Origin of the sequence: Bacillus sp. FJAT-27986, assembly GCF_001685035.1 — a bacterium.
Lineage (GTDB): Bacteria > Bacillota > Bacilli > Bacillales > Pradoshiaceae > Pradoshia.
In genome coordinates this window covers 34,018-46,033 of record NZ_MAYV01000018.1, presented here as the reverse complement: position 1 = coordinate 46,033, position 12,016 = coordinate 34,018, and the positions used below count along the sequence as shown (strand labels likewise).

General features: G+C 38.6%; 12 protein-coding genes and 1 tRNA gene. 10 read left to right on the top strand and 3 right to left on the bottom strand.

Annotated elements, in window-relative coordinates:
- Nucleotides 1-237: 237 nt before the first annotated feature.
- The 8 genes from A8L44_RS16025 to A8L44_RS15990 all read left to right on the top strand — a co-directional run bounded on the left by A8L44_RS16025 (nucleotide 238) and on the right by A8L44_RS15990 (nucleotide 5,706).
- Entirely contained in the window at nucleotides 238-708 is a 471-nt protein-coding gene (locus A8L44_RS16025; RefSeq protein WP_066108722.1) for an acyl-CoA thioesterase, read from the top strand.
- 119 nt (nucleotides 709-827) lie between these two features.
- Nucleotides 828-1,052, top strand: coding sequence for a helix-turn-helix domain-containing protein (locus A8L44_RS16020; RefSeq protein ID WP_066108719.1), 225 nt, complete (start codon nucleotides 828-830; stop codon nucleotides 1,050-1,052).
- A gap of 281 nt (nucleotides 1,053-1,333) precedes the next feature.
- Complete coding sequence (gene racE, locus A8L44_RS16015) at nucleotides 1,334-2,155, top strand: glutamate racemase (protein ID WP_066108716.1); 822 nt, start codon at nucleotides 1,334-1,336, stop codon at nucleotides 2,153-2,155.
- Nucleotides 2,156-2,318: 163 nt separating this feature from the next.
- The gene (locus tag A8L44_RS16010) at nucleotides 2,319-3,410 is read left to right on the top strand and encodes a GerMN domain-containing protein (protein ID WP_066108713.1); all 1,092 of its coding nucleotides are present in this window, start codon (nucleotides 2,319-2,321) and stop codon (nucleotides 3,408-3,410) included.
- 144 nt (nucleotides 3,411-3,554) lie between these two features.
- Nucleotides 3,555-4,292 carry a ribonuclease PH gene (rph, locus tag A8L44_RS16005; RefSeq protein WP_066108710.1) on the top strand — a complete coding sequence of 246 codons (738 nt, stop codon included), beginning with the start codon at nucleotides 3,555-3,557 and terminating at the stop codon, nucleotides 4,290-4,292.
- Between the two features lie 46 nt (nucleotides 4,293-4,338).
- Nucleotides 4,339-4,944: an XTP/dITP diphosphatase gene (locus tag A8L44_RS16000; RefSeq protein WP_066108707.1), complete on the top strand. Its 606-nt coding sequence runs from the start codon at nucleotides 4,339-4,341 to the stop codon at nucleotides 4,942-4,944.
- Nucleotides 4,941-5,453 carry a metallophosphoesterase family protein gene (locus tag A8L44_RS15995; protein WP_066108704.1) on the top strand — a complete coding sequence of 171 codons (513 nt, stop codon included), beginning with the start codon at nucleotides 4,941-4,943 and terminating at the stop codon, nucleotides 5,451-5,453. Before A8L44_RS16000 ends, A8L44_RS15995 begins: the two co-directional genes overlap by 4 nt.
- Nucleotides 5,454-5,632: 179 nt before the next feature.
- Nucleotides 5,633-5,706: transfer RNA gene (locus tag A8L44_RS15990), tRNA-Arg, on the top strand.
- 199 nt (nucleotides 5,707-5,905) lie between these two features.
- On the opposite strand, the gene A8L44_RS15985 is transcribed toward A8L44_RS15990, so the two are convergent.
- The 3 genes from A8L44_RS15985 to A8L44_RS15975 form a co-directional block, all read right to left on the bottom strand.
- On the bottom strand, nucleotides 5,906-7,123 hold the full coding sequence (locus tag A8L44_RS15985; protein WP_066108701.1) for an NAD(P)/FAD-dependent oxidoreductase: 1,218 nt from the start codon (nucleotides 7,121-7,123) through the stop codon (nucleotides 5,906-5,908).
- 193 nt (nucleotides 7,124-7,316) lie between these two features.
- Nucleotides 7,317-8,876, bottom strand: a complete 1,560-nt coding sequence (locus tag A8L44_RS15980; RefSeq protein ID WP_225983617.1) for an esterase/lipase family protein — start codon at nucleotides 8,874-8,876, stop codon at nucleotides 7,317-7,319.
- Nucleotides 8,877-9,378: 502 nt separating this feature from the next.
- On the bottom strand, nucleotides 9,379-9,648 hold the full coding sequence (locus A8L44_RS15975) for a DUF1292 domain-containing protein (protein WP_066108697.1): 270 nt from the start codon (nucleotides 9,646-9,648) through the stop codon (nucleotides 9,379-9,381).
- A 180-nt stretch (nucleotides 9,649-9,828) separates the two neighbouring features.
- Between A8L44_RS15975 and A8L44_RS15970 the strand changes: the two genes are divergently transcribed.
- Both A8L44_RS15970 and A8L44_RS15965 read left to right on the top strand, forming a co-directional pair.
- Complete coding sequence (locus A8L44_RS15970) at nucleotides 9,829-10,842, top strand: LLM class flavin-dependent oxidoreductase (protein WP_066108694.1); 1,014 nt, start codon at nucleotides 9,829-9,831, stop codon at nucleotides 10,840-10,842.
- A 283-nt stretch (nucleotides 10,843-11,125) separates the two neighbouring features.
- Nucleotides 11,126-11,941, top strand: coding sequence for a GNAT family N-acetyltransferase (locus A8L44_RS15965; RefSeq protein ID WP_066108689.1), 816 nt, complete (start codon nucleotides 11,126-11,128; stop codon nucleotides 11,939-11,941).
- Nucleotides 11,942-12,016 lie beyond the last annotated feature (75 nt).

Below are 12,016 nucleotides of genomic sequence, written 5' to 3'. Positions count from 1 at the left end.
AATAGTCAGACGGCCTTTTCCGTTTAGCGATTGTGTTATGTTTGTAGAAATATAAATAAATAGGTTAGTACTACATTTGTGATCATACAATAAAGTTTTATTTTTATTCACTTGTAATCTAAGCAAAGGACATGGTCCAAAAAACATGCTATCCACCAGTAAAATAATTACAATTTCGTCGATTTTTCTGTATAATGAATGAATAGTCATTCATATTTATGGAGAGGTGTGTTCCCAATGGGTAAAATTGCATATATTAAAGACATGGAAGAGTGGAAAGAAGAATTTACTTTTTCTTATTCTATTAAAGTTAGATTTTCAGAGACAGATATGTTTGGGCATTTAAACAATACAGTGCCTTTTACGTATTTTGAACAGGCACGGATTGAATATTTTAAAAGTCTTGGCATGATGCAGGATTGGGTGGATACCAAACATGAAACGATTCCTGTAGTAGCTGATCTTCAATGTGATTTTCTCCACCAGGTTTTTTTCGATGAGAAACTCAATATTAAAGTTAAGGCAAATAAAATAGGCAATTCATCGGTTGATATCCATTATCTTGGTCTACGAGAGGATGGGGTTCCCTGCTTCACCGGTCGAGGAACAGTTGTCCAAATTTCCAGATTAAGCGGTAAGCCGGTAGCTTGGACAGAAGAGATGAAGGAATTGTTTAATGACGGATTGAAGAAGCAACCTCAATCATAAAAACACGTTCATTCTTATCTAAATATAGTCACTCCTTATAGAGCAGTCACATACACTATCGTGACTAAATATATACCCAATCCTAAGGTTATGGCTGGTAGCAAGGAGGGTTACAATAGTTGAAGGAGAACGATTTCACTCATAAACCTTTACTCACAAAAAGAGAAAGAGAAGTATTTGAGTTATTGGTACAGGACAAAACAACAAAAGATATCGCTAAGGACCTCTTTATTAGTGAGAAAACTGTGAGAAATCACATATCTAATGCGATGCAAAAATTGGGCGTAAAGGGCCGTTCCCAAGCGGTCGTAGAACTACTTCGAATGGGTGAATTAGAATTATAAGATCATTCAATGATCTTTTTAGAAGCTCGCCTAGCAATTGATCTATTTATCATTGTTCTTGACAATTCCTTTATGAGTCCATAAATTAGGAAGAGTAGCGAATATCAAATCACTATACACGTCATTGTAAAATGTAAAGTATGTGGTTTGAATCACTACTCTATTTTTATGCCCAAGTGATGGATTGGAAAAGAAATAAACTAATGATAAAGTGATATACAGTCCGGTTTAAATAATAGAGCAAAATGCTGCAAGCAAAAGATAGATAGAGGCGATCTGATTTGGATAGAGAAAACCCAATAGGACTTATCGATTCGGGAGTTGGCGGATTAACGGTTTTTAAAGAATTTATCAGGCAGCTTCCAAATGAAAATTTAATATATCTTGGTGATACAGCCAGATGTCCATATGGGCCCAGACCAATGGAAGAAGTTCGAAAGTTTACATGGGAAATGGCTCATTTCCTTTTGAAGAAGAATATTAAAATGTTAATTATAGCTTGTAATACCGCGACGGCTGCCGTACTTGAGGAAATGAGGGCAAGCCTGCCAATTCCGGTTTTGGGTGTTATTCAGCCGGGAGCTAGGGCAGCGATTGATGTATCAAAATCAAGAAACATCGGTATTATTGGTACGGAAGGAACAGTGCGCAGTAAAGCATATAATAAGGCGTTATTAAGCATTCATCCAAAGGTACACATTGAAAGTTTGGCATGCCCAAAATTTGTCCCTCTGGTAGAAAGCGGGGAATGGAACAGTGCAATTGCTAAAAAAATTGTTGCTGAAACATTAAAGCCTTTGAAAAATAGGAGCATGGATACATTGATTTTGGGATGTACACATTACCCATTGCTAACAGAACCTATATCAAATTATATGGGATCCTATGTGACGGTTATATCATCAGGGGAAGAAACGGCCAGAGAGGCAAGTGTACTATTGGAGCATGCTGGCATGCTAAATAAGGAAACCCCTCAGCCAACCTACAATTTCTATACTACCGGCTCCAGAAGAATGTTTAAATCTATTGCTTACGCCTGGCTTGGTGAAGCAGTTGAAACGGTTGAACATGCTACGCTTAATCAGTTGGTAGATGGAGACTAGTAAAGCAACTTATAAAAACCCTTGCACAATTTTAAGTATGAAAATACTTCGCTAAAATTGTGCAAGGGTTTTTTTAATCCATAATTTTTTTCTGCCTATAAAGGTATAAAATGAGCCAAGCCCCGTATATATGTAGTACAAACAGTCTTAGGAGGAATGGTGTATGCCTTTACGAACGAAATCAACATTGGTTGCTTCGGTACTTATATCATCTGTTTTAGTGTCAGGCTGCGGCTTGTTCGATTTACCAAAAAAAGAAGAAATTGATCCGCCACAGGATGTTACTTATTTGAAGGAGCAGGCAGAGGGTGAAGAAGAAGTTGTCAATCAGGAGGGTGTTAACACCAACGAAGAGGCAGGAAAGAATGAAGAGGCATTAAAGGTTCAAACGGAATTATACTTAATGGATGCAAATGGATATATTGTGCCACAAACCATTCCATTGCCAAATACAGAAAGTGTAGCTAAGCAGGCGGTGGAATATTTAGTGACGAACGGCCCGGTATCACAAATGCTTCCGAATGGATTCAAAGCTGTTTTGCCGTCAGATACTGCTGTTAAAAGTGTAGACATTAAGGATGGAGTAGCCACCGTAGATTTTTCTAAAGAGTTTAAGGAATATAAAAAAGAGGATGAAACGAAAATTCTGGAGTCAGTGACTTGGACTTTAACGCAATTTGATAAAGTGGAGAAAGTAAAATTGCAAATCGAAGGGCAAGCATTAAAGGAGATGCCCGTTAATAAAACAGCAATACAAAACGGAACATCAAGATTAATGGGAATTAATAACGATCATACAGACACGACCGATATTATGAATACACGTCCTGTTACGGTTTATTATATGTCCGGTGAAACAGATAACTATTATTATGTACCAGTGACAAAAAGAATCAGTAATCAGGAAAATGATCATGTAGAAGCCGTAGTCAGCAGCCTGATTAAAGGTCCGGGTTATTCCTCTCCGCTTGTTACGGAGTTCAGACCTGATGTTGCATTAGTCGAGGAACCTAAAATAGAGGATGGCGTGGTTACACTTAATTTTAATGAATCTATTTATTCAAGCTTTGATGGGGAGGAGAAAATAGTATCCGGCCATTTATTAAATGAACTGGTGCTTTCTCTTACTGAGCAAAAAGATATAAAGAAAGTGGCGATTCAGGTAAATGGAGAGGGTGAGCTTCTGAAGGAAGATGGCAAGAAGCTATCGGAACCGGTAACACGACCTGAAACCGTCAATACAGGTAAATACTAATAGTGAAAAAGATGGGCAAGTTCCGTTTAGGAGCTTGCCTGTTTTTAATTTGGACATAAATGGCAATATTGTTTGGACAGGGTGCTTTTTTATTGATTTAGGGTATGCTAAACTAAGCATGATGTATACATTTAGGAGGTACCTATGAGATTTGATGGTCGAAAGAAGAATGAATTAAGACCCGTACATATAGAAACAAATTATATTAAACACCCGGAAGGCTCGGTGTTAATCAGTATCGGTGATACAAAGGTGATTTGTACAGCCAGTGTAGATGACCGTGTTCCGCCATTTATGCGCGGAGAAGGAAAAGGATGGATTACGGCAGAGTATTCAATGCTGCCTCGTGCAACAGAGCAAAGGACGATGCGCGAATCAACTAAAGGGAAAGTTACTGGACGTACGATGGAGATCCAGCGTTTGATTGGGCGCGCTTTACGTGCGGTAGTCGATTTGGAAGCGCTTGGAGAAAAAACAATCTGGATTGATTGTGATGTGATTCAGGCAGATGGAGGAACAAGAACAGCTTCGATTACAGGTGCATTCGTTGCAATGGCGATTGCGCTCGATAAGCTTCAGGAGGCAGGGAAAATTAGCTCTTATCCGATTAAAAACTATTTAGCTGCCACATCAGTCGGGATGATTGAGGAGCTTGGAGCGGTTCTTGATTTGAATTATCATGAAGACTCTAAGGCTTTAGTGGATATGAATGTCATTATGACAGGCGCAGAGGAATTTGTGGAGCTTCAGGGAACCGGAGAAGAAGCGACTTTCTCCAGACATCAATTGAATGAATTACTTGACCTTGCAAGTGAAGGTTTACAGCAATTATTTACTGTACAGCAAGAGTCATTGGGAGATATAGCAGCTAAAATTCAGTAAAGCGTACCAATTTATACGATTTTTCTCTTGGGAGGAGAAGTTGAATATGAATACCGTTTTAATTGCAACCAAAAATAAAGGTAAAGCAAAAGAATTTGAAGCATTATTTTCCCCAAAAGGGATTAAGGTTATTACCCTATTGGATATTGAGAATGCGATTGATGTTGAAGAGACAGGAAGCACATTTGAAGAAAATGCTCTTTTGAAGGCTAACACTATTTCCGAGCTTATGAATATGCCTGTTTTGTCTGATGATTCTGGCTTGGTCATTGATGCATTGGATGGACGTCCGGGTATTTTTTCGGCAAGGTATGCAGGTCCAGGAAAAGATGATAGAGCTAATTATGAAAAGGTTCTTAATGAGCTAGAGGGTGTACCTAAAGAAAAACGAACTGCCCGTTTTTATTGTGCAATAGCACTTGTCGGTCCGAAGATGGACCCTATTACAGTTTCCGGAACATGTGAGGGAATCATTGCTGACGCGCCGGATGGCGAAAATGGCTTCGGATATGATCCTATTTTCTTTGTGCCGGAAAAACAAACAACGATGGCGAACCTTGAAGCAGAGGAGAAAAACAGAATCAGCCATCGAGCGAATGCTTTAAAAGAATTAGAGAAAGTACTAAATGAAAAAGTAGTGGAATTCCTATGAAATGTTTAATTGTCAGTGATAGCCATGGCTTACTGGAAGAATTGGACGTTTTGCATGAAAGACATAAAGAAGAGGTCGATCTGTTTATACATTGCGGGGATTCAGAATTATCTCGTGATGATCAAGTAATTCAGTATTATCAAACTGTACGAGGTAATTGTGATTTCGGAGAGGACTTTCCGGAGGATTTAATTGCACATCTTGAAGACTGGTCAATACTTGTTACACATGGGCATTTATACAATATCAAATCTACGTTGATGAATATTAGCTTGAAAGGGAGAGAGGTTGGTGCGAATGTTATCTGTTTTGGCCACTCTCATATAGCAGGTGCAGAAAAAATTGATAACTGCCTGTATATTAATCCCGGCAGTATACGTCTACCGAGAGGAAGTCAGTATAAAACCTATGTGATTCTCGAAAAACAAGGTCAGAATGCAATCGTTGATTTTTACACAATGTCTGGGGAAAAATTACCAGGCTGGCAATTGAAAACAACACTTTCCTAAATCAAAAAAAAGTTGTATAGTAAGTGAAGGGAATATACAGATCAGGATTTGTGAGTTCCCTTCCCTTCCCTTCACTTTTAAAAAGATAAAAAACTTTTTCAAAAAAGTTATTGACTTATAAATAAAGTGATTATATAATAATAAATGTCGTTAAGGACAACGTAAAAAATTAAAAACATGTCCCAGTAGCTCAGCTGGATAGAGCAACGGCCTTCTAAGCCGTCGGTCGGGAGTTCGAATCTCTCCTGGGACGCTAGTAAAAAAAACCTCTTATTTTCATAAGAGGTTTTTTGTTTCTAAATCTAATAAGTATGAAGCTAGAATGATTAAATCTATGGTATAGACAAATTCTCTTCCAAGTCCGTTAATTAAAGAAAGAGGCAAAACCTTTTAAAGTTGGTTTTGCCTTTTTTTACATTTAATATTGAAATTATACAAATAACCTATTTGGATTACCTTTCCCTCCGTTTCTGACTATATAAGTTAAAGGCTGGATGAGAACCTTTTGTGATGATATCCGTGATGATTTTAGACAAGACAGTGCTATAGACAAGTCCGTTATCTCCATAGGCAAATTGAAAATGGCAGTGTGGAAATTCGTCATATTGACCGATAAGAGGAAGTCCATCGTGTGTCCCGCCATAGAAGGCTCCAAGATAAAATTCGGGTTCAGCTTTTATACCGGGAAAGAGCTTATTAAATTCTTCAATAAGCTTCGTCTTTTTATGATTAATTTTTGAATCACGATCCTCAGGATAGATTGTGTTTTCGTCAAGTCCTCCAATGATAATCCGATTATCTGCAGTTGTGCGCATATAGATATATGGGCGTGCTGTTTCCCAAATTAATGTTTGCTTATACCATTCAGATTGCTGAAGATTTTCAACCGGTTTGATGATAACAGCATATGAACTTGTCAGAAGACAATCCTTATCTTTTTTAAATTCGAGCCCTTCATATCCAGCAGCAATGATGACTTTTCTTGCTGTGATGGAATGATTGCGGTCTGTAAAAAATGTAGCATACTCCTTATTGAATTTTTTACCGGTTATTTTTGTATCCTCAAATATTTGTACACCCTTTTGATGGGCTGCTTGAATCAGGCCATGATTATATTTAAATGGATTGATTTCCCCATCATTATGGATATACAAGGCTGATTGCTTAGAAAATGGGTAACGCTCTTTAATTTGGCTTTCGTTAAGCAGATCGACAGGGAAGTCGTGCTTGATCAAATAATCGTATTCCCTTTGTAACTTCGTCTCTCCTTGGGGATCACTGGCATAATAGAGGCTATCCCTTCGTGTAAACTCGGAATCTAAATTTAGTTTTTTCGATGTTTCTTCAATTTCAGAAATGGCTTGCTCGCATAATTTTGTATGGTAAATGGCTGATTCTTCCCCAAAGGAATTGATCAACTCAAACAACATCTTATCTCCTAAATATTGAAGGAGGGCGGTGTTGGTCATTGTGCTGCCGGTACCAATCCTTCGTTTATCAACTACAGCCACCTTAAGTCCTTTGTCGCTTAAAAGGTATGCGCACTGTGCCCCTGAACTTCCTCCCCCAACAATAAGAACATCACAAAGTATATCTTCCTCCAACGATGGATATACAGGAGGATTAGGATAAGTTGTTTGCCAATAATATTTGCCGCTCTGCAGGTTCATAATCCGTGCTCCTTTTATAGAAGTGATTTGAAATAGAATTCCCTGCTGAAATGAAAGTATACCTGTATCAAAGTGTAAGATTATTGGATGGAGCGAGAGCTTAAAAAATATAATATGACCACTTTATAATCTGAATAAGCAAAAAAGAAACACCTCTCTTATTATAGAAACATAAGAGGGGTGTATATACACATTAATCAATATAAACAGATCTCACCAACGTGCGAACAGACTCTTTTCCGTTAGGATGCTTGGTCTTGATATCGACTGTCATATTATAGACACCTGGCTTCGGCACTTTTGGCAGTTTGGCAGAGAAATCTATTCCGTTGGTTGTCTTAGGGAGGACGGTTTGCGTCAATTCGATACCGTCTTTGTCGATTAATTTAATTGAGAAGCTAGCTGTTCCGGAATGCTTAGGGGCACGGATGGTGAAGTCCGTCAGCTCTGCTTTGCCTGTTCCGGCCATCTCCAGTTTATATATTTCCTTTTCGTTAAAGGTAGAGGCTAATAGATAGGCATCATCAGCTTCCGTTGCCTTTATTTGTACCGTCCATGTACCAGGAGTGAATTCTTTGTTATAAAAGGTATATAAGCTGGCACCGGAAAAAAGTATCTGATCGACAGTCGGCTTAGAGGCGGGGATGATGGTACCATCTGGTGAAATCAATTCGACACCTGTTGATGAGTGGGCCGTATAGATCGAGATTGTACCGGTGGTTTTTTCCGGAATATAGATCTCTTTTTTTACAAGTTGATTTTGGGCTAAGGCATCCCCATGAATATAATGAGAAGATGTATTTTGAATGGCCGATTCATTTTGCTCGGGATCGGCTGTTGATTTAATTTGTGTAACTGTGGCAGTGCGCATATAAGGCTCAATCCGCGAAAACACCTTGGAGCCCATCCGAATATTATCATGGTCAATTGAGCTGTCTGTAAACAGATGTGTACCATAGGATAGTTTGGAGCTTGTTTCAGTGACCAATCCATCATTAGCCCCGTATGAAGATAAATAGGCGCCTCCCAAGGATAGAGCGGAGAAAGCAGGTCCATGATCCGTTCCTGCCACGGTATAGTACTTATTCTTGTTTCTATTCGTATGCCCATCCGTTACAGAGCGGAATCTCGCCATTTCCCCAAGCTGCAAAGAATAGGTACCAGCATCGTTTTGGCCAAGCAAATCTCCGAGCCACCCAGCATACCAGCTATATGCCAGGTCTGCCAGCTCTGAACCACGATGTGGTGAACCTAGTGTAATAACCTTGCCGACATAGGGGTGGGCTCCATAGTGTACTAGGGCTGCTTGAGTATCTGGTCCTCCTTTGCTGTGAGCGATGATGTTGACTTTCTGGCCATTGAAGTGTCGGGAGATATCGGCTAGCATCGATGCAAGTAATTCTCCGTTCGTATACTGATTTTCCGACCCGTTTCCGGCTGCATCATAAAGCTGGACAAAGGCGGTTTGATATCCGGCTTCATACGCCTTTGTATACATATCATTCACGCCATGATATTCTGTTTCACCGTACCAACTGGTTGAACTGCCATTTTTCCCTTGGACAAAAACAATCGGAGGTTTAGCTGGATTTAAATTCGGCGGCCGTTCACCCAGGAACCATTGGCCTGGCGTAAAGGTTTCATCAGGTGGTTTCAGCTTGCCGGCTGAGGTTTTTGTAGGCAGGCTGAATGGTAAGAAAAGAAGCGCAGCTGATAGAATAACACCAATCCGTTTCTTCATCGTATCCTTCATATGATCCTCCATTCAAATCAGTCTTTTAATACAAAAATAATTTTATGATGATTAGAGGTTTCGTATTCTGAAGCAAATGGCTCAAAATGTATTAGGAATAATTATGTGTGCAAGATTCTTTGAATCTGGAAGAGGAGTTTTCTTTGGTTGATAAAACGTAGTCAGAGTAGGTTTCTTTAGATAAAAACATTTATTAAATGTCATAATGAGAGCGGTAGATACAATCTTTATCTATTTAACTATACAATCATTTTGACTTTTTTTACAATTTAAATGTGGCATACAAGTATAGAGGAGAAATACTGTTATTAAAGAAAAAAATAACTAAGAGATTTTCTGTACGTGGGAAATTGAAGGATGAAAACGGAATGGGCCTTGAATGGCTGTGGATTTATGGATATTCACAGTCAACACCTAGGTCTATAGTAGATCTTGACTGAATTCACAAAAAAGGTTGTCCCTTATGCTATTAATGCATTTGGGACAACCTATTACCTGTAAATTAATGAGAGTGTTTCATATTCTCTTCAAGTACACTTGCGACCTTTTGGAATTCTTCGTCGCTTTCAATTTCGTGAAGTTCACCGTCTTCGTCAACACGGAAAAAGAATATTTCCATATCTTCTTCTGTTTCGAGTTTGATTTCTTCCACGAGTGCGGTAACAGCGTATTCTGCTCCGTCTACATCCAATGTACCTAGTACTTCAATTTCTTCTTCCTGTCCATTTTCGCCTTCTAATACAAGGATTTCTCCCACTTCAATTTTCGCCATTTGATTACTCCTTTAACGATTTACTTGTCCGCTTAGTATATCCATTATTGATAGGAAAAACAACTATTAATACCCAGGTGCGAAGCTTAGAAAAAGGATTGATCAAGCAAGAATGTTTGTTTATTGTCACTTACTTGTTACTATTAAATGGAAACTTTATGATGGAAGGATCCAAACTATATGACAAATAAAAGTATTAATATAAATGTTCCTGTTTCTGTACTAAATTTAGCCCCTATTCGCAAAGGCCAAGATGCAAAGGGAGCAATTGATTCAATGGTTGAGCTTGCACAGGCTACAGAGAAGATGGGATATAAGCGATATTGGGTTGCCGAGCATCACAATACACCTACAATGGTTAGCTCAGCCACTTCTATTTTAATTAAACATATTTTGGAGCATACAGATAAAATAGAGGTCGGATCCGGTGGCATTATGCTGCCTAATCATTCCCCATTAGTTGTGGCGGAGCAGTTTGGAACGATGGCAACTATCTATCCAAATCGCCTTAATTTGGGCTTGGGAAGAGCGCCTGGAACAGATATGATGACGGCGAGTGCATTAAGACGTTCACAGAAGGATTCCGTTTATACATTTCCTTCAGATGTGCAATCCTTGTTAACCTATTTGGGACCGGAAGAGAATCAGGGTTATGTAAGGTCGTACCCGGGTGTCGACACCAATATACCAATTTATATTTTGGGATCCTCTACGGAATCAGCTGTTCTTGCTGCTAAATTGGGTCTGCCTTATGTATTTGCAGCCCATTTTGCTCCAACTTATTTGGAAGAAGCCATCTCAATTTACCGTAATCAATTCAAGCCGTCTGAATATCTAAGTGCTCCTTATATGATGGTCTGCTTGAATGTTATTGCAGCGGAAAGTGATGAAGAGGCTGAGATAGAATCTACAACCATGCAACAATTTTTCCTAAACGTTGTTCGTGGGACAAAAAATTTGTTAAGCCCTCCAATCAAAAACATGGATGAATTATGGAATGGACCTGAAAAACAAATGGCAAAATCCATGTCCAGTGTCACGTTGCTTGGCTCAAAACAATCCATACGCGAGCAGCTAATCAGCTTCCAGGAAAAATATAATGCTGATGAAATTATGGCTGTTTCCTATATCTATGATCAAGATAAACAAAAGCGGTCCTACGAAATACTAAAAGAAGTGGTTGAAGGTCAATAATGAAAAAACATCGCATCCGACGGTACATATTTAACCGTGAGGATGCGATTTTTTATTAATGAATTGTGTCGTTGCAATCCTATTTGTTCCGTCGAGCTCAGTTGAAAAGTGATAACATGAAGAAGGAAATGTGGCAGTAAGGATTTTATTAAGCAACCGTAAATATACATAGAATAATTATGTTAAAATATTCAAAAACATAGTTTTACGCGTTCTTTGTCGGTGGATGGGCTAAATTGTATATTAAAGCATTCAATATTTTTTTGTATGGGAGTGAGGGAGAATGATTAAGCGTTTAAGCGAAAAAGATCATGATGTTTGTGTGTCTTTTATTCATACGAAGCCTTCTGAAAACTTATTTTTAATTGGGGATATTGAAGCGTATGGATATGAGGAAGATTTCCAAAAGGTTTGGGGAGAGTTTGATACAAATGGGAATCTGATTGCCGTTCTTTTAAAATACATAGAAAACTATATCCCATATGCTGAGAATGATCTATTTGATGCAAAAGGATTTGCTGATATTATGCTGAATGATCCTGAATTTTCCATGATGTCCGGTCTAAAGGAAGTCACTGAGAATATTGACCCCTATTTACAGCAGAGACTTTTAAATAAAAGGCAAACATTTTATGCGAAATGCCAAGTTTTAAACGCTGAGGCTGGCTATGTAGATACGACAGAAGTACAGTATGCTGCACCTGATGATGCAGAACGAATTGTTAAATTGCTGCAAAATATCCCGGAATTTAAAAATTCATGTACGTCGGTAGAAGAAAAACGTAAAAGTTTAAAGGATGGTTTTTCGCGTTGTGCTTATATTACCGATAATGGGAAAGTTGTTTCATCCGCTTCGACTACAGCGGAAAATTCCTGCTCAGCTATGGTAGTCGCTGTCGCTACTTTAGGAGATTATAAGAAAAAAGGCTATGCTACGAAATGTATGGTCAAGTTATGCAAGCAGCTTCTTAGTGAGGGAAAGGAAATATGCTTGTTTTATGATAATCCAAATGCTGGCGTTATATATAAACGAATTGGCTTCGCAGATATTGGATATTGGATGATGTATAGGTTTAAGAAGGATAAATTGTCAGATTAATAGAGCGGCGATATGGAGAAGACGTAGTGGAAGGCATTCATACAAAGCACCCTGAAAGTTAAGCTTGAAACCTAA